We start from the raw sequence: 22,974 nt of genomic DNA on the forward strand, positions 1-22,974 counted from the left end.
CGCCGGTGCGGTAGCGGTTGCTCGCTGTCCCTCATGCCGGCTGCCGTACGACCGACGCCTCGCGGCCCGATGCCCCGCCTGCTTGGGTTGTCATCCCTCGATCCGTACAACGACGAAGAGGTCGCCCGCCTCGCCCCCGTTCCTTCCCGGCCAACCCAGTCCTCTCAGGCGTAGTCGCTGTCCTGCTTTTACCCCCGGGGGGATCCGGATCCGATGAGAAGTTTCTGCGGAAGCCTCGCCTGTTCCCTGGCAGGACTCACACCCTTCTGCGCCGCTCGCGCCAGGCTCGGGGGCGCAGAGCGGGCACGGCGCCCGGTCTGCCAGAAGAATGTGCGTGACCGCACCGAAGGCTGCGATGCGGGGGCTGACGGCGGAGCGGACGTATCTGTCCAGCCCACGGTTGGGCAGGCCCTGGTCGAAGTACCGCCGGTCGATCTCGCGGAGGGCCAGCATGACCTGGAAGGCCTCGGCTGGGCGGTCGTCAGGGTTCTTGGCCAGGAGCCGTTCGACAAGGTTGACCAGTGTAGGCGGGGTGGAGAGCCGTCGTTTGATCAAGGGAGGCGGCTGTTCGTTGAGGTGCTGGTTGATCAGGTGCCAGGAGGTGCCGGTGAAGGGCTGGTGCCCGGTGAGCATCTCGTAGAGCACGCACCCGAGCGAGTACAGGTCGGAGCGGTGGTCGAACGTGCCGTTGAAGCACTCGGGTGCCATGTAGGCCGGGGTGCCGATCAGGACGCCGCTGGTGGTGATGTCATGCCGTTCGTCGCTGCCCTTGGTGATGCCGAAGTCGACTACCGTCGCCTGGCCGTTGGGGCGGACGATGATGTTGGACGGCTTGATATCCCGGTGGGTCAGACCTGCCCCGTGCGCGGTGCCCAGGGCATCGGCGATGCAGACCGCCGTGCGGACGGCATCGGACAGAGGCAGCCGGCCGTCCTTCAGCACACGCTGAGGGGCTTGCCGCGAATCAACTCCATCACCAGGTAGGCGTGTAACCGTCCGTCGTACATCGCGGAGCCGAAGTCGTGGACGGTGACGATGTGCGGATGGGACAGGCCGCCGGCGACCGCGGCTTCGCGGGCGAAGCGGGCCGCCTGCCGGCTGCTGTCCGCGCTGCCGTCGCCGGTGAGGACCTTGACCACCACCAGCCGGTCGACCTTGGGATCGTGCGCCTGCCAGACCTGCCCGAACCCGCCCGCACCGATCGGTTCGATCAGCCGGTAGCGGCCGTCCAGCACGGTCCCTGCCTGCACGACTCCCCCTTCTCGGCACGCACCGCGACGCACGGTGTACCAGGCGTGTACCCGTCACGCTACGCCGGGACAACCACCTGTCACCAGGGAAGTGCTGATCGCGTTCTCGGGTCAGGCCGTGGTCCGCAGTGCAGGAGGCGGACCGACGGCCGGCGTCCCGGCTTCCCGGGCCGCACGCTCTTGCCGGGCCCGGCGCAGGGCGGCGGCCTCGGTGGCCGCGGCCTGGCGGCGGCGCTGAGCGCGAGCCGCGTCGATCGGGGCCGGCGCGTCGTCCGGAACCACGTCCGGCTCCGGGAACGCACGACGGCTCAGCTCCCGCATCGCGGCGGTCTGCCGCTCCACCGCTTCCGCGATGTCCGGGTCAACCCGGGACGGCCGCGCGGCCTGGCGGTGCGCTTCGACGGCCAGGCGGTAGCCGTCCGGCGGGGTCCGTCGCTGCACCGGCCCGGCGGGCGGGGCCGTCTGCGGGATCGGATCGGCGGCCGCCGTGGCGGAGCCGGCCTTCACGGGCGCGGGCGCCAGGACGTGCAGGGCGCGGACGTTCGCATCCCGCGCCCGCTCGTTGGCCGCCGCGATCAGCTTCGGTGCGATCCAGCGCAGCTTCGTGCCGTACGCGGGAGCGTCGGAAGCGACGTCCAGGCGGCCGGTGTCCGCGTCGAAGCCAACGGCCTGGACGTGCCCGGCGAGCTCGGGCGCGGCCGCGGCGAGGATGTCGTCGAACTGGGCGAGGACGCTGCCGCCGGCGGCCGGGGCGACCATGCCGCGCTCTATCATCATCATGCCGATCGCCGCACCGAGCCCGAGAGGCTCCCGGCCGTCACGGCGCAGAGCCGTGCCGGTACGCCGCTTCGGCTTCTCCTTGCGGGGTGTGCCGTTCTTCTTCGCCGCCTCTCGGGCCGCGACCAGGGCCTGGCGCGCGAGGTCGACCCCGCTCAGCTCAGTGCTCACGCCATCACCGCCCCGGCCGTACCGCCGTCCAGCGAACGCGCGGCGAGCCTGGTGAGCCGGTCCGTCCACGGCGCGGGCGCGGCCATCTCGGTGCGGGCCGCCGCCTGCTCGCGCAGCTGCTCCAGCCGCGCCGTCAGCAGGTACTCGGCGACGCGCTCCCGGGCCGCGTCGGCGGCCTTCGTCGCGGCGTCGATGGCGTCCGCGCCGCTCGGGTTGTGCTGGAACCACGGGCGGTGCTGCTCGGCCTTGAACGCCCGCCGGGCCTCGGCTTCGGCCTCCTCGGTCCGGCCCAGCATCGCCAGGGCGTTGTCCTGGTACTCCTGGACGGCCTGCTGTGCGGTCTGGAACGCGGCGAATGCGTACGCGTCCGCAGCTGCCTGCGGATTGGCCTTCAGCATGGCGACGTCGGTGATCTGCAGGAACTCCTGCCATGCGGTGGCGATGCTGTTGCCGATGGCCGTCCGGACTTCGGCGACGACGGCCGCGACGTTGCCCGGGTCGGTCAGGTCGGCGGACCAGGCCGCCGCGAGGAGACAGGCCTCACCGATCAGGGTCTCGGTCTGACGGCGGTGGTCGCACGCCTCGCACAGCCCGGCCGCCTGGTCCTGCCCGCAGTCCTCGCACGGCAGGGCCTGGCGCACCGCGTCGGCGGCGGTCGCGGCCTCACGTTCGCGCTCCGCCCGCTTCCGGGCAGCCGCCCGGGCGGCATCGCGGCGGGCCTGCTCCGCGCGGGCCTGCTCCCGACGCCGCACGAGGTCCTCCGCCTCGATGGCCGCCTGCTCCCGCAGCCGCTCCTCGAGGACCCGGCGGCGCTCGCCCTCACTCAGGCCAGGCAGCTCCCGGTCGACCTCCGCCGCGATCTTCGCCCGCCGGGCACGCCGGATGTGGACCACGTTGCCGCAGTTCTCGCACTCCCCGCCGGTGTCCAGCCGGATCCCGTCATCGCAACGCTGGTCCGTGCACGCCTGACGCTGCACCAGGCCCCGCCGGATCAGCCACGGGTACGGCCGGTCGACCAAGGCTTCGCCGCCGGTCTCCTTCAGCCGGTCGGTGAGCCGGTCGGCCAGCAGCCGCGGCGCGCCACCCGGCAGCGCCAGCAGACCCTCCAGGCGTGCCAGCTCCGCCTTCGCGGCCGCCTCCACCTGGTCCTGCTGCCAGCCCGACAGCCGATCCCACAGGCCCGAACCCGGCCCCAGAGCCACCCGCAGACCAAGATCAGCCGGAAGGTCAACCCTCCGCTGCTGCTGCGCCTTTCCACCACCCACGGCCTTCAGCCGGCCATTGGCCACAGCCCCGGCAGCACGCTGCCCACCCCGCTCATCGACCGAGGACTCCTTCGGCTTTTCCCCGCGAAGCGGGCCGCCCTCAGCCATCGGCGACGCCGACCCGGCAACGTCGCTCTCACCGTCGGCTGCCTGGTCCTCGCGCACGCACACGCGCTTCGGCCGACGGCCTTCACCCCCACGGCCTTCGCCGGAAAAACCATAAGAGAGCTGAGGAGGAACTACAGGAGTAACCACAGAAGCGTGGACTGCGTGGAGCTCTGCACCATCGGGACGCTCCTGATCTCCCGCACTTTCACCACCCTCAGCACCGCCGATCCCAGACATACCAAGGGCACCAGCCACATCAGCGGGAGCATGATCTCCGCACGCACCATCAGGACGCGCCAAAAACACGCTCTCGGAGCTCTGAACAGCCTCCACAGAGGCCACGGTGCGGCCGTACGCACGAGCCACGGGCAGCAGCATGACCTTGCCCCGGCCATTCATCCGCGTCGTCGTCGACTTGCGCTGCCGGGCCACGACACCGGCCTCCGTCAGCCGCGCCAGGACCTTCCGTGCCCCGGACGGCGAGCAGCCGAGCAGCCGGGCCAGCGTCGCCGCCCCGCGCCCCTCCTTCTTCTTGACCGAGCCGCCGCACAGCTGCAGCCAGCCCGACGCCCGCGTGTTCAGCACCATCAGCAGCAACCCGAGCCGGTCGGTCGCCGCTCCCTTGCCCGTACGGCCGGCCAGCAGCCCCGGCGGCGTCGCCTCCCGGTTCTCCGGCGTCCAGCCGTGCCCGAACAGTGCCTCGATGAGGCGCAGCAGCGTCGCCAGCTCCGCCTTGTCCAGCGCCAGCGGGTGCCCCGCTCCCCCGCCGTGGTGGGCGTTCCACAGCGGCATGACCAGGCAGTCCAGCCCGGTCGGGTGCCCCTTCGCGTCCCTCACCACACGGGTCCGCAGCGCGCCCGAGCCACGCAGCACCGGCAGCACCTTGTGGTGAACGGTCGACTCCTTCACGCCCATCCACCGGCCAAGCTCCGAGCCCCAGATGGACGTCTGGAGGTCGTTCTTCTCGCCCTGCGGCGCCCGCGACTTCGCGTACAGCACCACCGCTGCCAACTTCGGCGCGTCCTTCAACCCGGCGATCGACGGATCCGACAGCAGCGCCTGGACCGCGGCGAGCAGCCGCAGCCGCATCTTCCGACCGAGGCGCAGCGGGTCCTCCAGGCTGTCGTCACCCGACCGCCCGGAGGCCGGCACCGATCGCAGCGCGTTCCGCTGCCCGGGAAGGACCGGAACGTCGACCGCAGCGCCGTAGAGGGACTCCGGCAGCATCGCGGCCTCCGCCGCGAACACGCTCACAGAGACACCCCCCAGGTCAGGCGGGCCGCCGAACCGGCGACATCCGTGTGACAGTGAAGGGGTGTGATGTACGTCACATTTCCGTCAGGCGGGACACCGCAACCTGCGGCAATCCCCCCAGAGGGGGTACTGACCTGATCGTGGTCGACCTGACAAGACGACTCACGCTCGTGCACTATGGCGATACCGACCTTCCATATGGATCAACGCAGACGGGCCCCTTGGCCGGGGCTCACCTCGATGGCTCGTGTGGTGGGTGGCAGTACGAAGGCCAGAGGCGGATCTCCTTTCCGTCGATGGACTTGGTGCTGTGTTCCGAAAGCCCTTGGCCGGGCCTCGGAGCGAACCGCGAAGCCCCTTGGCGGGGGCCCGCGGGTTTTGCATTGGCCCTGATGAGGGGCCGGGTGAAAATGAGCGGCTTGATAAGCCGCGGCTCAGAACCGGTGACAGCCGGGATCTGAGCGGACCGCTCTGGTGGCGAATCCAGGCGGTAGACGGGCTGCGCGAGGCCGAAGGGGATGGCTAGTCCACTTCTCTTGGCGCGCGCGGCCGATGGCCGTTAGGTCATCCCAACCCCCTGAATCCGGAGGCTGGCGTCAGCATGCGCGCACACGGCTCGGACGGTGTGATTGCGATGGAGGAACGGCGTAGCTGCGCGTGTAGTTCCACGCGGGCGGGTAGCCTTCATCCCGCGAGCACCTCCCAACCAGGTGTGTCGCCCAACGAGGCTGAGCCCCGTTCGAGAAGCCCCAGTGGACCAGGCACGGTCCCTGGGGTTCTCGTCGTTATGGATCATCTCTGCGAACAGCCTAGCCCTACGACCCGACAGTTTTGCGGGATGAATTCGCGCAGAGTCCGAGGTGCCCGGAATGCCGAGCCCGCCAGGTGGGAAGCGCGAAGTGAATTGCCCGTCACACGGGAAGCTGTTCATTAGCCGTCCCGACCGATGAGCCCTTGAGCCTGCGTCAGGTAGGCGTAAGCCGTGCCCAGGTGGTGGTAGTGGGCTGCACCTTCGGTCACGAGTGCCATGTCCGCAGCGTCTGCGGCGCGCTGGAGGACCGGCGTTAGGGCGGCCGGCACCTCTGGGGCAGAGGTGAACGCCAGGAGTCGTTCCACGACTGCTTCGAGTCCCGCATCGGCAGGGAGGCCGGCCGGGCCGTTGGGCGCGCAGAGGGCGGGAAGCCAACCGGTGTCAGCGTCCAAGGCGGTGCGGAGCTCCCGCACCAGTTCCTCGCTGGTCAGGCGCCTCTCGGCGGTCATGGAAGTGAACTCCTGGTGTTCGAAGGGGGATACGAACAGGCGCCCCGGCCATCCGGCCAGGGCGCCTGGGGGTCAGGCCAGCGGGACCGCGAAGCGAAGCTTCCAGCCCTTGCTCAGCACGTGCTGGGTGACCTCGACAACGCGGCCTTCAGCTGTGAAGCCGACGTGGGTGATGGTCATGACCGACTCGCCCTCGGCCAGTCCGAGGCGGGAAGCCTCTTCCTGTGTGGCGGGGCGGAGCTCGACGTCTTCGACGGCCGTGTCGCCCTGGTCAAAGCCAGCTTCCTTCATCCGGCTGATGATGCCGCCGACGCCCGTGTCCACCTGCTCGATGCCCGCAGCCTCGGCTACGTCGACCGGGATGTAGGTCTTGGCGAGCTGGACCAGGCGGTCGCCGTCGAACATCTCCCGACTGCGAACCACGACCGCGTCGTTCGAGCCCAGGAGCTCGGCGACGTCGGCGGGCGCGGCGACGCGGCTCACGGAAACCTCGGTGCGAGGAGTGCGGCCAGTGCGGCGCAGTTCGGCGTCAAAGGCGCCATGTGCCCCGTCTTCCTCACGCTGGCCGGTGGTGTAGCGAGTGCGCGCGTCACGCAAGATCGTGCCGGTGCTGTCGATGCTGTTGCTGGGCATGTAGTGCGTGCTCCTTATTGGTTGCTCAGGATCTTCGGTATGTCGCTGAATCAGCGCACGAGGGCGCAGTCAGGTCGCGTCGGGCGTCTCAATCACCCACTCGTACGCCAATCTCCATTTGGACCGAGGCAGGACATGTAGGCCGATCTCGACAACACGACCTTCAGTGGTCAGTCCCTTATGCGTGATTTCCATAACGGCCTGCTCGGCTGGGATGCCGAGTGCCTTTGCCTCTGCCGCAGTTGGAGATCGCACCTCGATCTCCTCTCGGAGACGGACCTGCCTGAAGCCGGCCTCCGCCATGCGGGACTTGCTGCCTCCAGTACCCGTATTACTCTCGGCGAGTACCGGGCACGCGTCCGCTACGTCCTGTGGAAACCACGACGTGGCAACCTGCACGACTTCTTCGGCCTCATCGTTGCCGGGAATCCCGACAGGCATGATCCGCTCACGCTTGAGGGTCTTCGCACGATGGTGCATCCCGAAGGCTTCGGCAACCTTCTTCGGAGGCACGTCCCTCGCGATGGTGAGGACCACCGGCCGTGGCTCGAACCCCATCGCGCGCATCTCGGCTTCGAACGCGCCGACGGCTCCGCCGGCCTCCCGCAGTGATGGCAGGTAGCGCCGGTTTCGCTCGCTCACGATCTTGCCGAGCACCAGCGAGACGTAGGTGCCCTTCCCCTGCTTGGAGAACAGCAGGCCCTCGCTCTCCAGCAGGCCATAGATGTCGCGGGCCGTCTGGTAGGCGATGCCGTGTTCCTTCTGGAGCTGAGGCACACCAGGCAGGCGTGACCCAGGCGCGAGTACGCCCCGCGCGATTTTGTCTCGGATCTCGGCTGCGATCCGTTCGACCTTCCCTGGTTCCCTCTGCTTGGCGGCCACCGCTCCCCCTCTCGTACGCATCGTGCGGGCTAGCGGATCTCACTACCCGATGCGCACAGCATGGCATGACTAGTTGTTTCCCGAAAGCCGGGACTCGCGCTCGTTTAACTGACACCAGAAACTAGCAGGTCAGAGTGGGTGTCGGAAACGAGTTAGTTAGACAGGTTGACCCGAGGTGGATAGGAGGGTTCTAATCGAGATGCCCCAGCAAGCGGTGAGTAGCCGGATGCAGGGCGTAGCCGGTGGTGTGCTCGCACGCTTCGGAACTACCCGCCGGCCGCAAGACCGCAGTAGTCGTCCGCCCTTCGGGGCGGCCGAGGTTGAGAGCTTCATCAAACTCCCTCGGAGCCTGACGGCCGCGACGACTGCGTGCACGTCGCAGCGCTGTGCGCTGTCTGTCCTGCGGGACGCCGGCCTTGTGCCGTGCGGCCCGGAGGGCGGAGAGAGCATCGCGACGCTTCCCCTGCCGCTCCGTCCATGAGGAGTTCAGATGCCTGCTTCGACCCTTGAGCGCACCGCCCGTCCTCGCCGGAGCCGGACCCGCTCCCGCAACATCAACGGCCGCCCGGCGCTTGCCGTTTCCACCCTCAAGCCCCACCAGTACGACCTGCGTCCGGCCTGCGCGTCGCTGGTCTGCCCCGACTGCAAGACGTGGGTTCCGATCACCGGCATCCAGGCCAAGAAGCCCAAGCTCGTGCCGCACGACACCGGCCTGGCGGGCAAGGACGTGGCCGTCCGCTGCCAGGGCAGCAACCGCCTGGTCGCGGTCGACGTGAAGGCCAAGAAGTGGGAGGAGCGCCTGGTGGACGGCCACGCGGAGACCGCTCACCGCCGCCGGACCACCGTGCTGCGCAAGCCGAAGGTCGCGGTTGCCCCGGCCGTCAGTCAGATCGCCGCGCAGAAGCAGACGGCGACGACGGGCGACGAGTCCAGCGACGGCCGGCCTCTGTGGCTGCTGCGTGAGATGAAGTGGGCGTCGACCGAGTCGGCGGTCCGCGACGCCGACACCCGCCGCGCGGAGCTGCCCGCCGGTGACGCGCCGCTGGGTGCACCGCCGGTGCCGCTCAAGACGCTGCACCCCAAGCGCCGCGCGAGCTGACCGGCTGGACGAACGACCACGGCCCCGGCCACCCCTCTTACGGGGTGGCCGGGGCCGTGGCTGCTCGTACAAGCAGTCAGCTCCCCAACTGGGGAGTGATCGCGACAGCCCTTGGGATTGCGGCCCGGGGACTGTCCAGGACCTGACTCGGAGGACCTGATGCAGAAAAGCATGACACGCACCGCGCCGCAGCCGCGGGCCGGGATCATCGACGACATCGAGCGCGAGGACGACTCCAAGGGCTACGAGCCCGAAGACGCCGCCCGCGACGACGTCGCCCCGATCCTCGGTCCGACCACCGCGCCGGTGCTGGCCGGTTGGGAGGTGGCGGCGTGATCACCAGCCTCACCGACGCCGAACGCGAGGCGCTCCCGCAGAAGAACCGGGAGCAGAACCAGCGGTCGGAGGCCAACCGCCGATGAACGCCCGCCCGACCGACGACCTGTTCGTCCGCTACATGAAGGCGTTCGAGGACTCCTCCAAGCACACCGCTGACTGCCCGGCCTGCCAGGGCGAGACGCCGTGTGCGGAGGGGGTGCCGATCCACGATCGGTTCGCTCGTCTCCAAGACGCCTACACCGCACGTCAGAAGCAGCGCTGATCCCCGACCCTGCCCGTCGTCCCCGCGCCTTTCCCGGCCGGGGCCGGCGGAGAGCGCCGGGAGCTCCCGACCGCTCCGGCCGTCCGGCCGCCGACACAGAACAGCCCCAGGGTGGCCGCCCTAGGGCTGTCTCTTGCACTGGACCTTCTGGGAGGCCCTGATGAATCGCGACTCCATCGTACGCACCCCGTACTACGGCGCCGTCTCCACTGCCGTTGCGCCCGAGCGTCCCCGCGCGGCCTGCGCCGATGAGGACCCGGAGCTGTTCTTCCCGATCGGGGATAGCGGCCCGGCCCTGCTCCAGGAGGAAGAGGCCAAGGCTGTCTGCCGTCGCTGCCCGCTGATGGAGTCCTGCCTCCAGGGCGCGCTGGAGCGGGGTGAGACCGCCGGAGTGTGGGGCGGGCTGTCCGAGAAGGAGCGCCGCTCCCTCAAGCGCCGCGCCGCCCGCAGCCGCGCCGCTTCCTGATCCGTTCTGGCGGCTGCCTGATCCGCCCGCACCGGCCGCTGCACCACGGCGGCCGGGACGGGCGGTGACGGGGAGCCGGACAGCCCGGACCACAGTCGAGGGAGGCCCCATGGCCACGACGATGACCCCGCTCCAGCCCGGCACGGAAGCCGCCGCCCAGGCCGCCGCATTCGCGATCTTCGGCAGCGACATCCCGCCGATCGGGCCGGAGGACTACAGCGGCAGCTGGCGCACCACCCTCCACGTCATCGCGGAGGAGTGGGTGGGCGAGGGCCGCTTCGAGCAGCACGCCGCCCGCACCGCGACCGCGCTCAACGAGCTGTTCGCCACGCAGGAGCGGTACGGCGTCGGCTCGCCCGAGGCACTCGCCGGCGGTAGCGCGCTCCAGCCGCTGATCGACCGGTGCCGCCACTTCGGCATCACCACCGCCGACCTCACCCGGCACGGCGCGCGGTTCCCCGAGAGCTGATTTCGTTCCCGCCCGGCGGGAGCGGCAGGCAGTTTCGGGTCCGCCCCGCAGCGCTCCCCCGCACCGGTCGCCCGCCCCTCGGGAGGCTGGCCTTTCCGTGCGCCCGGAGCGGGTAGTGCCGGTGCCAGTTTCGTGATCAACCGTCCGCACCGGCTGCCGTTTCGGGAACGCACCCCTCGCGTTTCGGGAGCACCGGCCGCCGTTTCGACCCCGCCCTGAACGACCCCTTCCGGAGGCCCCCATGACGATCACCGACATGCCGCAGACCGCGGCTCCCGACACCCCCGCTTCGCACCCGCAGGGCCACGCTTCGGGCGTACCCGAGAAGGTTTCGGGTACGCCTCGGGGCGTTTCGAGCCCGGACAAGCGGAAGACGATCAAGCCCACCCGCGACCGGCTGATGACCGCCCTGTCGCTCGTCGCCGCGTTCGGCGGCACGCTGGTCGGCGTCATCGGCTTCGCGATGTCCTACAGCACCCTGGCCAAGGTCGCCCTGAGCTGGGGATTCAGCAAGGAACTGGCCCCCTGGTTCCCGGTCGGCGTCGACGCCAGCATCATCGCCTTCCTCGCGCTGGACCTGTACCTGATCCGCAAGGGCACCCCGTGGCCGCTCCTGCGGATGGCCGCGCACGCCATGACGGGCGCGACGATCTGGTTCAACGCCAGCTCACAGGGCCACATCGGCACCGACCCGGTACAGGCCGCCAGCCACGGCGTCATGCCGATCCTGTTCGTGATCGGCGTCGAGGCCGCCCGCCGCCTGATCATCCAAAAGGCCAGGCTGGAGGCGGGGACGGTCACCGACCGGATCCCGCTGCACCGCTGGATCCTCTCCCCTATCGCAACCCCGCGGTTCTACCGCCGGATGCGGCTGCACAACGTCACCTCCTACCCGGAGATGATCCGGCGCCAGCAGGAGCTCATCGGCTACGAGCAGTGGCTCAAGCGCAAGTACGACGGCGACCTCGGCAAGGCCACCGAGGACGAACTGCTGCCGATGAAGATGGCCGCCCACGGCTACACCGTCGCGCAGGCCCTCGCGATGCCTGAGCAGCAGGAACGCGCTGCTGAGGCCCGCGCGGAGGAGGCGGAGCGCCGGCGCCTGGACGCGGAGACGCGCCGGGAGCTCGCGCGCAAGCAGGCCGAAGCCGACCGGCTGGAGGCGGAGGGCAAGCTCGAAGCCGTCCGCGCCCGGGTGGAGGGCGAGACCGGCCAGGCCCGCGCACACGCCCGAGCCCAGGTCAGCGCCGCAGAGCGGGCCGCTGAGCTGGAGGAGGCCGCGCTGGAGACGGCCGTCATCGCCGAAGCCCGCGCCCGCGAGGCGGAGGCGGAGCGCAAGGAGGCCCAGGAGCGCGAGGCCAAGGCCGCCGCGGACGTCCGCGCGGCGGAGCTGGAGCGCCAGGCGGCGGAGAAGCGGAGGCTCGCGGCGGAGGCCGACCGGGTCGCCGCGGCGGAGGCTCAGGCCATCGAGACGGCGGAGATCGCGGAGGCCCGGCAGCGTGCTGCCGAAGCCGATCGGGTCGCCGCCGAAGCAGAGCGGGCCGCTGCCGAAACCCGCCGCCGCGCCGCCGAAGCCGACCGGCTCACGGCGGAGGAGAACGAGCGCAAGGCGACCGCCGACGCGAACACGCAGGCGGCCCGCAAGCGTGAAGCCGAAACCGAGTACGCCGCTGCCGAAAGGCGGCTCGCCGCCGCCGAACTGGAGCAGCGCGCCGCCGAAATCGAGGACGCCGCGAAGCTGACGCCGCGCGAGCGGGCGGTCCGCAAGGTCGCGCGCATGGCGTTCGCGGCCGGCGCGGTGTTCGTCGGCCTGGACGCCGACGGCATGCACCGCGAGCTGTGCCGGGTCGTCTCGATCGCCGACGTCCAGCGCGAGTTCAACGTGTCGTCCACCGACACCGCCTCCAAGTACCGCCAGGAGGCCGTCGCGCTCATCGCTGGCGGATACCGCCCGGAGCAGTGACCTGCACAAACGAGCCTTTCGACGGTTCCACCGGCCCCCGAGACGAAGTCAGCGCCTCGGGAGCGCGGTGAAGGCGCCGAAACGCCATGACAAAGCCTCCCAGATCACCCCCGCCCCGAGAAGGAGAACCCCACCTCATGGATATCAACGCCCTGTTCACGGATGAGGGCCTGCGGGCCTTCACTGCGACCGTCCGCGACCAGCACGTTCGCGACGCCCAGCAGTACGGGCAGATCGCCGACATCGTGCGCCGGCGCCTGGAGCAGACGCCGATCGACGGCGACCGCTGGATGTCCAAGAAGCTCCGCGCCTGGAAGGTGTCGCGGCAGCTCAAGGCCATGCAGAAGGCGTCCGGCGAGGCCGCGAGCAAGGCGGAGGCCCTGTACGCGACCTACAAGAACGAGGTCCTGGAGCTCCCCCAGCGCAGGGCCGCGGCGGAGGCCCGGAAGCTGGAGCGCAAGTCCGGCCGCCAGGCCGCCCTGGGCGCCGCCGTCGCCAAGTCCCTGGACAAGACGGTGACCTCGCTGAACGCCCCGGCCGACCAGGCGCCGGGCGGGGCCGGGCAGGCGAGGCCGGCGGAGTTCGTGGCCCCGGACAACCCCTGGCAGCAGTGGCCGATGGCGGCTGGCGGTGAGCGGCCGACCGCCTCGATCAACGACTACTTCCCGAAGGGAGAGCAGGGTTGAGCACGCCTCGGCAGACGCAAAACCGCGCGAAGCACTGGAACGCGCGGATCGCGGAAGCCACGACCGAGAAGGAGCGGGCCGGGGTCTGGTACGACGCGTGCCGGACCCTGGCCATCAAGGCCGAACGCGAGGGTCGTCCCGAGGTGTGGCGCAAGCTCACCGAGGAGCTGCACGACTTCTTCAAGCGCAACGGAGGGTGACGAAGTTCTTCTTCATCACCGCCTCTTCCTCGCCGCCTGGAGCACCCCAAGGTGCGCGCGTGTCGTGCGCGCGCGAGGGTGCCCCAGGCGGTGACCGTCTGTCAACTCCGAGAGGGAGACGTCATGGCCGACGACGACGGCCCGAACAACCTGATCCACTTCCCCCGCGTGGGCTACACCGCCCCTGCCGAAGCCCCCGCGGAACCCTCTGCTTCGGCCCCGGTCGACGTGCCGTTCGCTGCCCCCGCAGACACCTCTCCGGCCACCCCCGAAGCGTTTGCACCCGCGACGCGAACCGACCCGATGGACGTCATCGCGGCCCTGCCCGAGCCCGGTCTCGGTACCCCGTTCTCCGGCGACTCGGAGCCCGCCGCCGCACCCGCCGCGACCCCCGCGACGGGCGGCGCGATGGTCCCGGCGACCTTCCGTTCGGAGGGTGCCCAGCCCGCCGCGCCGCGTCTGGGTTCGCTGTCCCTGGCGGCGATCCTCGCGGTGTCCCTGGCGGCCATGCGCGGCATTCACTCCGCCGTCGCGGCGGGCCGGGCCAACCGGGAGCAGCGCGAAGCGGTCGCGAAGACCGCGAGCACCGCCAAGGACGGCTCCTCCGGGGGCGGTTCAAAGAAGCAGGTGCAGCCCAGCCACGAGTACGGCCGCAAGACGCTCCAGCGCGGTCCTGGCGGCCTGGGAGGCCGCTCCGGCGGCGCAGGTCCGGGCAGGTCCGGGCGGGGCGGCAGCGGCTCGTACAGCGGCTCGGGAGGCCGGGGGCGCGGCGGGTCGACGACCCGCTCGCCCAGCGGCGCCGGCGGCTCTGGCGGCGGCTCCCGGGGCGGGCGCGGCGGCGGTGGCTCCGGGCCCGGCCGCTCCAACTCCGGCTCCGGCGGCAAGGGCGGCTCGGGCGTCACCCCGCTGCGCCGCACCTCGCAGGGCGGCGGCGTGAACCTCAAGAAGAACCGCGGCCCCGGATCGTCCGGCGGCTCGGGCGGTTCGGGAGGCTCCGGCGGCGGCAAGGGCCCGAGCAACAGCGGCGGCGGGGGCGGCCGGAAGAACCGCAGCCCCGGCAGCGGCGGCGGGTCCGGCTCCTCCGGGGGCGGCACGAGCACGAACCGCAAGCCCGGCCCCGGCAGCGGGGCCGGCGGTTCGTCCGGCGGCGGCAGGAAGCGCGGACCGGGCTCCGGGACGGGCACCGGCAAGACGACCGGCCCTGGCACCAAGAGCCCCGGCAAGGGCACGGGGTCGGGCGGGAAGACCACGCCCGGCACCACCAGCTCGAAGGGCCCCGGCACCGGCAAGGGCACGACGACCGGCCCCAAGAGCGGGACGAAGAAGTCGCCGCGCGGTACGACCGGCACGTCCGGGATCCTGCGCAAGAAGCCCGGCACCACCACCTCCGGCACCGGCCCGAAGACGAAGCCGAAGGGGAAGGGCAGCAGCGGCGCGGGCAGCACGGCGCCCGGCAGCAAGCGCGGCGGCGGGAAGAAGGGCAAGACCCGCTCCGGTAAGGGCGGCACCGGTCCGGCCTCGGTGCCCAAGGCGCCGGGCGGCAAGTCCCGCAAGGGCAAGAAGGTCACGCTCACGCCGGGCATCGCGCACGGCACGTTCGCGGCGACCGACAAGTACGGCTGCCGCTGCCGCAAGTGCCGGCGCTTCCAGAAGGAGTACAGCCGCAAGGTCCTGGGGGCGATGAAGTCCGCCGCCAGGGGCCGGACCACCTTCGGCGAGGCAGTGCACGAGACCGCGGAGAAGCGGCTCAAGCGCCGCCGCAAGAAGATGCGGCCGCCCATCGTCACGAAGGTCAAGGTCAAGAAGCCCAAGAAGAAGACCGGCCCGAAGACCAAGACCACCAAGTCCGGCAGCACGAAGCCCGCCGGTCCGGCCGCGAAGGCGCCGCTCGGCCCGGCCGCGAAGGCGCCGACCCGCCGCACGCCCTGGTCCACGGCCAAGGCACGGGCCCGCAAGCGCGCCCGGATGCGCACCACCACCGTCCCGGTCGGAGGCCCGACCCCGACGCCGGCCCCGACGCCTGGCCCGGTCGCGCCAACTCCGGCCGCCGTGGTCACCGGGCCCGCCACCGCACCGCCTTCTGCGGGCGGGGGCACGGTGCCGGGCACCGGAACACGTCGCCTGTCGCCGTTCGAGGCGATGGGCATGGCGACCGCGGGCTCCGCCCCGGCCGGCCCGATCACAGTCGAGCGGGCCGACTCCCCCGGGGCGGGCGTGCCCGACGGCACCTCGAGCACGAAGGAGAACAGCGTGAGTGACGCGTCCAAGACGGGCGGTCTCGTAGCGGCGAACCTGGAGCGCGATTCCTGGATCAAGCGGTGGGGCAGCGGTGCCATCGCGGACATGGACGCGCAGCACGAGACCGAGGTCACCCTCGACGACACGCTCGACGTCCTGGAGGAGCTCACCAAGCAGTCCTTCAGCGCACACGAGACGTGCCTGAAGCTGGCCACGAAGGCACGCGAGATCCGGCACGAGCTGGACGAACTCGCCGCCGACCTGCGCTCCACGCACAACGTCATCGGCCGTCTGACGGGCGCCGCGATGGCGAAGCTGGCGGAGTCCATGGAACTGCTGGCCCGCAAGGCCGACGAGATGTCCACGAAGTCGCTGACGGCGGCGGAGGTCTCCGAGTCGACGGAGAACGCGATGTTCGACGCCTACCGGCCGTTGCAGCAGGCCACCGAGGACGCGGGCCTGCTCGTGCCTGCCGCCCGCATCCACAACGAGAACTGAGAGGAGATCAGCACGTGAGCGACAACCTCCCGGCCATCCCGGGCATGAACAGCGGCGGCAGCGCCAGCAGCGGCAACGGCTTCCTCGCCCTGGCCGGCCGGACCGCCAAACTCGCGGCCTCCGCCCTCTTCCTCAAGGAGGGCATGCACCTGCTCCGCTCGCACATGAAGGCCAACGCCAACGCGGCCCTGCGCCTGTCGGAGATGAACAACCAGGCAGAGGTCGAGCCCCAGTTCATCTCCATGATCGAGGACGTCGCCACCCACCTCACCGCGGTCGCGGAGGCGTCCGGCGAGATGGTCAATGCCGCCGACTCCGTCGACACCGACGCCCGCGGCTTCAACAACGCGCACGACCGGGAGTACCGCCCCGGCTACGAAGCCTCCAACGGCTCCGGAGTCCGGCAGGCCAAGCCCGGCTACTACCGGCGCACCGGCCGCCGCAGCTGAACAACCCCTCACCCCGCAGCAGCAGGGGCCGCACCCGGCGATCGGGTGCGGCCCCTGCTGCTGCCTGTCCCTGAACGGAGGCAGTGTTGAGCACCATCGACCAGGCGGCGCCGGCCGCCGACACCACCAAGCGCGTCCCGGGCCACGTCATCTACCGGCGCGTCCTGGCCGAACGCACCTCCTACGCCCTCGCGGCGGCCGGGATGGCCGTCGGCCCGCAGCTCGACGACAGCGCCTGGTCCTACCTCGCCTCCGGCGGGATCGGACTGGGCACCCTCGCCTGGCTCTACACGAAGACCAAGGACCCCGACCAGGGCCTGAGCGTCCTGACCCGGGCGCAGCGGGCGATCCCGTTCCTGACGGCCGCCGGCACCTACGTGGCGAACCTGATCACCCCCGGCTTCAACTGGTGGGAGGTCGTCGCCCCGGCCGCGTGGGCGTCCCTGATGGGCTGGATGGCACCGCTCACCCGCAGCGCCGGCCTGGTCCTGGAGCTCACCGAGCACCAGGCGCAGCACGGCGCCGGACCCGGGGAGCCGCTGACCTACACCGAGTTCCTCGCCGCGAAGTGGCAGCAGGCCACCGGCGACGGAACCCGGCTGGTGTCCATCAGCCCGTACCGCGCCGACCGGCCCGACTTCGAGGCCGTCGTCGTCGCCCAGGCCGGGAAGGCAGTGCCCACCTTCACCGAGGTGCAGCTCGCCGCCGCGTTCGACTTCCCGGTCGGCACCGTGAAGATCCGCCCGATCCAGGGCTCCGGGCCCGGCCGGATGCGGCTGGTCGCCCGCCCCACCACCGAGGACGTGGAGGCCGTCGCCGAAGGCATCCGCGGCCTGTGGGAGACAGCGGTCGCCGCCCCGGGCAAGGCCGCCCCCGGCGTCGACCTCATCGACTACCGGTCCGAGCCGCACCGCATCGTGCTGCTGGTCGCCTCCCCGCCGGGCAAGGAAATCCACCTGCCGCACACGGCGATCTGCTCCGCCTTCGGCATCGACGACCCCTCCCGCCTAGTCATCGAAACGGATGGAATTCGTATGGGCGTCATCTCCATCTACAAGACGAACCCGCTGATGAAGGTCCGCAAGGCCACCGTCGAAGACCTGACGATGGACTCCAAGGGCCGCGTCACCATCGGCGTCTGCCACGACGGCAAGCCCGCCCGGATGCGGCTGTGGGATCCCGGACAGGGCGCCCTGCGCGGCATCACCGCCGGCGTCACGGGAGCTGGCAAGTCCGTCCTGCAGAACCTGATCCTCGCCGCGGAGAAGCGCTCCGGCGTCGTCTCCTGGGTCGGCGACGTCCAGGGCGGCATGAGCCTCCCGGAGGCGGAGGGCCGGGTCGACTGGTTCGCCAAGGGCCCGGTGGAGACGCTCCTGATGCTCACGGCCGCGCACGCGGTCATGAAGTACCGCGAGCGGATCTCCAACGAGATGGGCCGCGGCGACTTCGCCCTGAACCGGCCGTGGCCGCTCATCAACATCACGCTGGACGAGATCAACCGGCTGCTGTCCCACCCGGACGAAGCGATGCGCAAGGCCACCGCCTACCTCATCGCCGACATCCAGAAGACCGGCCGCAAGGTCGGCATCGGCATCCGGCTCGCCGTGCAGTCCCTGCACCTCAAGGACCTCGGTGACGACGACGCGATCCGCCAGCAGGGCAAGGTCGGCGCGCTGTTCCTCATGCGCACCGCCTCCTCCTCCACCAAGGAGATGGGCCTGGACGGCATCGCCCCGGCCGGTTTCCAGATGGAGAACATCCCTGCCCGGATCTACGAGAACGGGCAGATCGAGGCGCTGTTCTCCGGCAAGGACGACGAGGACGGCGAGTCCACCGCGGGCATGGCGTACATGTTCCTCGACGGGCGCGCCAAGTTCATGCGCACCTTCTTCGCGGAGAAGAAGGACGGGGTCTACCCCGACCTGATCGCCCTGTACGGCGAGGACCCGCCCACCGGGCTGACCGAGGGCGAGGCCAAGGCCGCGCAGGCCGGGGCCGCGATCTACGGCGTGCGGCACACCAACCCCTACGCCGACTGCGACACCCTCGCCCAGGCGTTCTCCGACGCCCCTGGCAGCACTCCGGCGGCCGGCACCCCGGCCCCGGACGCCGACGGCGGAGACGGCGATGAGGCGCCCGCCGCGTTCGAGGCGCCGTTCGGCATCCCGTTCGGCGACGGCGGCCCCGAGATCGGGGAGGAGCCCGGCCTCCAGGACCAGATCCTCGACCTGCTCGCCGACGGGCCCAAGAGCCTCAAGCAGCTGCGCGAGGCCCTGCCCAGCTTCCAGCCCTCCAGCGTCAGTAACGCCTGCACCCAGCTCAAGGCGAAGGGCCTGGCCAAGTCGCTCAAGCGCGGCCACTGGCAGCTCGCCGACAGCTGACCCGCACCCACCACCCACTCACCGAAGGAAACCGATCCCCGTGGCCCTGTCGATCTCCCTGGTCCTCCTGCTTGGCATCATCGTCGTCATCCTGGTGCGCACCGGCTACCAGCGGATCATGCCGGGCATCGCCGTCTGCCTGTTCGGCTTCTTCCTCGCCAGCACCGGCATCGCCCCCACGATCACCAGCGCCGTGTCCTCCCTCACCGGATGGATCAGTAGCTTCTGACCACCCCGGTCCCGTCCCTGCCGAACGAGAAGGAGAACACCTCGATGAACCGCCCCCTGGTCCTGGTCGTCGACGACGCCACCGACATCCTCGCGGCCAGCCCCGAGGCCCGCGCCCTGGTCGCCGACCTCCTGCGCACCGGCCGCCAGGACGGCCTGGTGGTCCGCTCCGAGACCCGCCGGCCGTTGCAGTACCCGACGCTGGCCGCGCTCGAGGACGCCGCCGACCAGTAGCAGTAGCACCGCCAGCCCCCTCCCGCCCCTGCGCCCTCCCCGCCACCACGGCGGGGAGGGCGCCCCGCGTCTGCCCCGAAACGGAGATCACCGTGGACTTCGAGCCCATCACCCGCCCGCTCACCGACGACGAAGCCAAGGCCGAAGCCGAGCGGATCATCGCCCGGTCCTTCCAGCCCGAGATGCCGCCCGTGCGGCACATCCCGACGTCGTTCCGCGACGACACCCCGCTGCCCGCCTACGGCGACACCCCGCCCGTCCATCAGGACGACAAGCGGATCGTCCCCGCGTGGGCGGCCGGGATCGCGGTGGCCTCCATCGGCGTCGGCGCCGGCATCACCGGTGTCGGCTGCGGTGCCTGGCTGGTCCTCCAGGGTCTGGCCTCCGTCACGCTCTACGGCGTCCTCATGGTCACCCTGCCGTTCGCCGGCGTCGCGATGGTCGCCACCGCGATCGGCGGCGCGTTCAGCAAGGCCCGCAGGTCGGTGTCCAAGACGGTCTACGAGGGCCCGGTCACCCAGAACACGCAGATCAACAACACCAGCAACCAGCGGGGGATGTTCTCCCGCACCCGCAACGACGTCCGCTGAACTCCGGGCGCCCTGCCTCGTATCCGACACCTCGCCCACCGGGCCGGGGCTTCGGGTGCGGGACAGGCCGTCCGGCCTCGCGGTCAGTCGTAGTCGATCCAGATTCGGCCGTGCTCATCGACCTCGGCACCCCGGATCTGCCCGTCGACGATCGCGCCATTGATCGTCACCTCGACGTCGTAGTCCACGTCGATCCACAGCACACCGTCGTCGTCGGTGAACGCGGGCCAGATCTGCCCGTCCGTGTCCACGACCTCTTCGAAGACGACTTCCTCCGGCTCATCGTGGGTGAACCACCCCATCGCAGCCGCCCCCTCTCTTCAATCCCGTCGCTCACAGCTTGGCCCACTCGCACGCTCCGTGAACCCCGCATCGACAACGAGGAGTTGCCCCGTGCCGTCCAACGACAACACCCCCCGCGCCGACCGCCAGGAGCTCGCCTACCTCCCCGTGCCCTTCCCGAAGGCTCCGCCCAAGGAGCCGCGGTTCGCCGCACTGCGCACCTGGTGGCAGGAGGCATGGGAGGAAGACGGCGTCCTGCGCGCGATGTGGGAGGACGTCCTCAGCGCCCCCGAGGACGGCTTCCGGTACATGGCCCCCTGGCTCCGGGCCGTCCTGATGGTGGCCGGCGTGTCCTTCATCGTGCTGATGGCCAAGGCCGCCGGCGAAGTCGTCCTTGAGGGGCTGCACCAGCTGCTCACCGCCGTGCCCAAGGTGCAGGTCGGCGGCGACACGTCCAGCGGCGTGTTCGCCGTCGTCGACCAGCCGGTGCGCACCTACATCGCGCAGCACTCCGCCGGTCTCCCGGTCGCGGCCTCCACCGTCTACACGCTGTGGCTGCTCACCGGCATCACCGGCCTGGTCCTCGGCTACCTCTCCCGGAACAACGGGGTGCGTGCGATGTGGGCGGGGTGGGGCGCGGCTTCCGTGTTCATGGTCTGGACGGCGACCCCCGCCACCAGCCGTCCCATCGCGGTCGGCCTCGCGGTCCTCGCCTGGACGGTCCTGTCCGCGTTCGCGATGCGCGGCCTGACCCTGCGCCGCCGCGTCGGCCGTCCGGCCCGCCCGGCGAGGGTCTCCGTCAAGCCCGAGATCCACGTCCACGTACCCGCCCCGGCTCCGGCCCCGGTCGTCGAACAGCACCCGCACAGCGGCTGCCCGTTCCGGGACTGACCTTCCGGTCGCTCCGCCTGGTCCTCGCCCACCCCGCTCGCGGGTGGGCGAGGGCTGGACAGGCCGACCGGCCACCTCGCACCGCGCCCCGCCGACACCAGCACGACGTCGGCGAGGCGCGGTGCTTGCTGTCCAACGACACCAGGAGGAACCGCTCGTGCTCATCCCCCGCCCGCGCCGCCGGATCGGCCGGCCCCGCCCGCAGCGTCCCGGACCTCGCTACCCGCTGCCTCAGCGCCGGTTGCCCGGTACCTGGAGCAGGTGATGGCCGACCAGGACCAGGACCTGCTCGACGTCGACCCGTACGACCCCGGCGACGGCTCCTTACTGGTCTTCCGGTGGAAGCAGGCCGGGCGCGACAACCTCGCCACCCGCCGCCAACTGCGGGAGATGGGACTGCGCCCCGGCGGCCAAGAGCCCGTCGCCCGGATCGAGTGCCGCGGCGGCAAGCGCTTCGCATGGCTGTACCGGATCGACCTGGCGAAGCCGAAGCGCCCGATGACCCTCGCGAAGGAAGCCGCGCTCGACAAGGCCATGGCCGCACGCCAGACGTGCGGCACCTGCCGCCGGCGCTACTTCCACTGCCTCCCGCTGAAGACCTTGGGGTCCTGCCTGGAGTGCTTCGACGGCACGCCCGCCGACCCCGCCTCCTACATCGCTCCCCCGGCCAAGCACCTGCTTGCTTCCTAATGCTGTTGTCAAGCGGCGGCCGTGGCCGGGGGTGCCACTTCGTAGCACCGTCGGTCACGGATCAGAGCCCAGATGACGTTGACGCGTCGGCGGGCGAGGGCGAGCACGGCCTGGACATGCTTCTTGCCCTCGGCGCGTTTGCGGTCGTAGAACTTCCGCGAGTTCGGGTCGTAGCGGACGCTGACGAGCGCGGAGGTGTAGAAGACGCGCTGGAGTCTTCGGTGGTAGGCGATCGGCCGGTGGAGGTTGCCGCTGACCTTGCCCGAGTCGCGAGGTGCTGGGGCGACGCCGGCGAAGGCTGCCAGGGCGTCCGGGGAGTCGAACTCGTCGAGGCTGCCGCGGACGGCGGCGAGGAACTCCGCTCCCAGAACCGTGCCGATGCCGGGGACGCTCAGAATGATGTCGGCGAGCTCGTGCTCGCGAAACCGGCCCTCGATGAGCTTGTCCAGCTCACGGATCTGCTCGTTGAGGGCCATCACCTCCTCGGCCAGGGTGTGGACCAGCTTGGCGATGGTCTTCTCACCGGGGACGGCGGTGTGCTGGCGTTCGGCGGCCTCGACCGCAGCCTCGGCCAGGGCTCTGGCATTGCGGACCTTGCGGTTGGCCAGCCACCTCGCGAGCCGTGTGATGCCGGCCCAGCGGATCGCGGCCGGGGTCTGGTAGCCCGTCAGCAGCCTGAGCGGTCCCGTGCTGGTGACATCCAGGGCCCGTTCCAGGGCCGGGAACATGCTCAGCAGGGTGCCGCGCAGGCGGTTCACCACGCGGGTGCGGTCCTCGACCAGGTCGGCCCGGCGTCCGGTCAGCAGTTTGAGTTCCACGGCGGCTTCGTCGCCGGGACGGATGGGCCGCAGGTCGCGGCGCATTCTGGCCTGGTCGGCGATGACATAGGCGTCGCGGGCGTCGGTCTTGCCCTCGCCGCGGTAGCCGTCGGATGCCCGGTTGACCAGCCGGCCGGGCATGTAGAGGACCTCCTGGCCGTGGTTGACCAGCAGGGCCAGCAGCAGTGCCGGCTCTCCGCCGGTCATGTCGATGGCCCAGGTGACCTCACGGCCGTCGGCCAGGTCCAGGACGTCAGCTTCAACAGCTCGGGCTCGTCGTTGGCCACCCGCCGCGACAACAGGGTCTTGCCGTCCGCGTCCAGAACAAGGCCGTGGTGATGGCCCTTGCCGCTGTCGATCCCCGCCCATATCCGACTCATTGCGCTCCTGACATGCGTGTGCGTACTGCTCGTGCCACGGACGACTTCGCCGGCATTGCTCTACACAGCGACTTGTTCGCACTTCCTAATCGGCGGCCGAGTCGTCGTGGGGCGCTGAGCGGCGAAGCAAGGGAAGCCACGAGACGGCAGCCGCCTGATAGCCACACCCAGCACCCCTGGGCGACCCAACCCTACGAATGGCTCGATCAAC

At 70.9% G+C, this 22,974-nt stretch carries 24 protein-coding genes and 1 pseudogene; 16 read left to right on the forward strand and 9 right to left on the reverse strand.

Annotated features, from left to right (window positions below; all coding sequences use genetic code 11):
- Window positions 1-90: 90 nt before the first annotated feature.
- From FHX78_RS38030 to FHX78_RS36320, 7 genes are all read right to left on the reverse strand, one after another.
- Window positions 91-942, reverse strand: a complete 852-nt coding sequence (locus tag FHX78_RS38030; protein ID WP_268257239.1) for a serine/threonine-protein kinase — start codon at window positions 940-942, stop codon at window positions 91-93.
- Window positions 936-1,250 carry a protein kinase domain-containing protein gene (locus FHX78_RS38035; protein ID WP_268257240.1) on the reverse strand — a complete coding sequence of 105 codons (315 nt, stop codon included), beginning with the start codon at window positions 1,248-1,250 and terminating at the stop codon, window positions 936-938. The genes FHX78_RS38030 and FHX78_RS38035 overlap by 7 nt, the downstream gene beginning before the upstream one ends.
- Window positions 1,251-1,361: 111 nt before the next feature.
- Window positions 1,362-2,198: a DciA family protein gene (locus FHX78_RS36300; protein WP_145872450.1), complete on the reverse strand. Its 837-nt coding sequence runs from the start codon at window positions 2,196-2,198 to the stop codon at window positions 1,362-1,364.
- Entirely contained in the window at window positions 2,195-4,825 is a 2,631-nt protein-coding gene (locus FHX78_RS36305; protein WP_229924243.1) for a hypothetical protein, read from the reverse strand. The genes FHX78_RS36300 and FHX78_RS36305 overlap by 4 nt, the downstream gene beginning before the upstream one ends.
- 930 nt (window positions 4,826-5,755) lie before the next feature.
- Window positions 5,756-6,085, reverse strand: a complete 330-nt coding sequence (locus FHX78_RS36310; RefSeq protein ID WP_145872451.1) for a hypothetical protein — start codon at window positions 6,083-6,085, stop codon at window positions 5,756-5,758.
- A gap of 72 nt (window positions 6,086-6,157) precedes the next feature.
- Entirely contained in the window at window positions 6,158-6,718 is a 561-nt protein-coding gene (locus tag FHX78_RS36315) for a UTRA domain-containing protein (RefSeq protein WP_145872452.1), read from the reverse strand.
- Between the two features lie 69 nt (window positions 6,719-6,787).
- A complete protein-coding gene (locus tag FHX78_RS36320; RefSeq protein WP_189908797.1) occupies window positions 6,788-7,600 on the reverse strand; it encodes a GntR family transcriptional regulator in 813 nt (270 codons plus the stop codon).
- A gap of 490 nt (window positions 7,601-8,090) precedes the next feature.
- Here FHX78_RS36320 and FHX78_RS36325 point away from each other — a divergent pair, with 490 nt between their 5' ends.
- From FHX78_RS36325 to FHX78_RS36385, 14 genes are all read left to right on the forward strand, one after another.
- Window positions 8,091-8,699 carry a hypothetical protein gene (locus tag FHX78_RS36325; RefSeq protein ID WP_145872454.1) on the forward strand — a complete coding sequence of 203 codons (609 nt, stop codon included), beginning with the start codon at window positions 8,091-8,093 and terminating at the stop codon, window positions 8,697-8,699.
- A 171-nt stretch (window positions 8,700-8,870) separates the two neighbouring features.
- Window positions 8,871-9,035, forward strand: a complete 165-nt coding sequence (locus FHX78_RS37100; protein ID WP_167532038.1) for a hypothetical protein — start codon at window positions 8,871-8,873, stop codon at window positions 9,033-9,035.
- An 82-nt stretch (window positions 9,036-9,117) separates the two neighbouring features.
- Window positions 9,118-9,300 carry a hypothetical protein gene (locus FHX78_RS36330; RefSeq protein ID WP_145872455.1) on the forward strand — a complete coding sequence of 61 codons (183 nt, stop codon included), beginning with the start codon at window positions 9,118-9,120 and terminating at the stop codon, window positions 9,298-9,300.
- Between the two features lie 160 nt (window positions 9,301-9,460).
- Window positions 9,461-9,766, forward strand: a complete 306-nt coding sequence (locus tag FHX78_RS36335; protein WP_229924247.1) for a WhiB family transcriptional regulator — start codon at window positions 9,461-9,463, stop codon at window positions 9,764-9,766.
- Window positions 9,767-9,875: 109 nt separating this feature from the next.
- Window positions 9,876-10,235: a hypothetical protein gene (locus tag FHX78_RS36340; RefSeq protein WP_229924248.1), complete on the forward strand. Its 360-nt coding sequence runs from the start codon at window positions 9,876-9,878 to the stop codon at window positions 10,233-10,235.
- A gap of 241 nt (window positions 10,236-10,476) precedes the next feature.
- Window positions 10,477-12,198 (forward strand): DUF2637 domain-containing protein, encoded by a 1,722-nt coding sequence (locus FHX78_RS36345; protein WP_145872456.1) that lies wholly within the window; start codon window positions 10,477-10,479, stop codon window positions 12,196-12,198.
- A 137-nt stretch (window positions 12,199-12,335) separates the two neighbouring features.
- A complete protein-coding gene (locus FHX78_RS36350; protein WP_145872457.1) occupies window positions 12,336-12,884 on the forward strand; it encodes a hypothetical protein in 549 nt (182 codons plus the stop codon).
- Window positions 12,881-13,084, forward strand: a complete 204-nt coding sequence (locus tag FHX78_RS36355; protein ID WP_037970934.1) for a hypothetical protein — start codon at window positions 12,881-12,883, stop codon at window positions 13,082-13,084. The genes FHX78_RS36350 and FHX78_RS36355 overlap by 4 nt, the downstream gene beginning before the upstream one ends.
- Window positions 13,085-13,207: 123 nt before the next feature.
- Entirely contained in the window at window positions 13,208-15,820 is a 2,613-nt protein-coding gene (locus FHX78_RS36360; protein ID WP_145872458.1) for a hypothetical protein, read from the forward strand.
- A gap of 14 nt (window positions 15,821-15,834) precedes the next feature.
- Window positions 15,835-16,269 carry a conjugal transfer protein TraB gene (locus FHX78_RS36365; protein ID WP_145872459.1) on the forward strand — a complete coding sequence of 145 codons (435 nt, stop codon included), beginning with the start codon at window positions 15,835-15,837 and terminating at the stop codon, window positions 16,267-16,269.
- Window positions 16,270-16,355: 86 nt separating this feature from the next.
- Window positions 16,356-18,650 (forward strand): hypothetical protein, encoded by a 2,295-nt coding sequence (locus FHX78_RS36370; protein WP_145872460.1) that lies wholly within the window; start codon window positions 16,356-16,358, stop codon window positions 18,648-18,650.
- A 40-nt stretch (window positions 18,651-18,690) separates the two neighbouring features.
- Window positions 18,691-18,879 (forward strand): hypothetical protein, encoded by a 189-nt coding sequence (locus tag FHX78_RS36375; RefSeq protein WP_029380917.1) that lies wholly within the window; start codon window positions 18,691-18,693, stop codon window positions 18,877-18,879.
- Window positions 18,880-18,923: 44 nt separating this feature from the next.
- The gene (locus FHX78_RS36380) at window positions 18,924-19,112 is read left to right on the forward strand and encodes a hypothetical protein (RefSeq protein ID WP_145872461.1); all 189 of its coding nucleotides are present in this window, start codon (window positions 18,924-18,926) and stop codon (window positions 19,110-19,112) included.
- A 92-nt stretch (window positions 19,113-19,204) separates the two neighbouring features.
- On the forward strand, window positions 19,205-19,702 hold the full coding sequence (locus FHX78_RS36385) for a hypothetical protein (RefSeq protein ID WP_145872462.1): 498 nt from the start codon (window positions 19,205-19,207) through the stop codon (window positions 19,700-19,702).
- 83 nt (window positions 19,703-19,785) lie between these two features.
- Here the strand turns inward: FHX78_RS36385 and FHX78_RS36390 are convergent, their stop codons facing one another.
- Window positions 19,786-20,004, reverse strand: coding sequence for a hypothetical protein (locus FHX78_RS36390; protein WP_145872463.1), 219 nt, complete (start codon window positions 20,002-20,004; stop codon window positions 19,786-19,788).
- Between the two features lie 91 nt (window positions 20,005-20,095).
- Here FHX78_RS36390 and FHX78_RS36395 point away from each other — a divergent pair, with 91 nt between their 5' ends.
- Window positions 20,096-20,875 (forward strand): hypothetical protein, encoded by a 780-nt coding sequence (locus FHX78_RS36395; RefSeq protein ID WP_145872464.1) that lies wholly within the window; start codon window positions 20,096-20,098, stop codon window positions 20,873-20,875.
- A gap of 264 nt (window positions 20,876-21,139) precedes the next feature.
- Window positions 21,140-21,565, forward strand: a complete 426-nt coding sequence (locus tag FHX78_RS36400) for an RRQRL motif-containing zinc-binding protein (protein ID WP_145872465.1) — start codon at window positions 21,140-21,142, stop codon at window positions 21,563-21,565.
- An 8-nt stretch (window positions 21,566-21,573) separates the two neighbouring features.
- On the opposite strand, the pseudogene FHX78_RS36405 reads toward FHX78_RS36400, so the two are convergent.
- A pseudogene (locus FHX78_RS36405) lies at window positions 21,574-22,763 on the reverse strand (IS110 family RNA-guided transposase).
- Between the last annotated feature and the right edge of the window lie 211 nt (window positions 22,764-22,974).

The sequence above is a fragment of the Streptomyces capillispiralis genome (genome assembly GCF_007829875.1).
Taxonomy (GTDB): Bacteria; Actinomycetota; Actinomycetes; order Streptomycetales; family Streptomycetaceae; genus Streptomyces; species Streptomyces capillispiralis.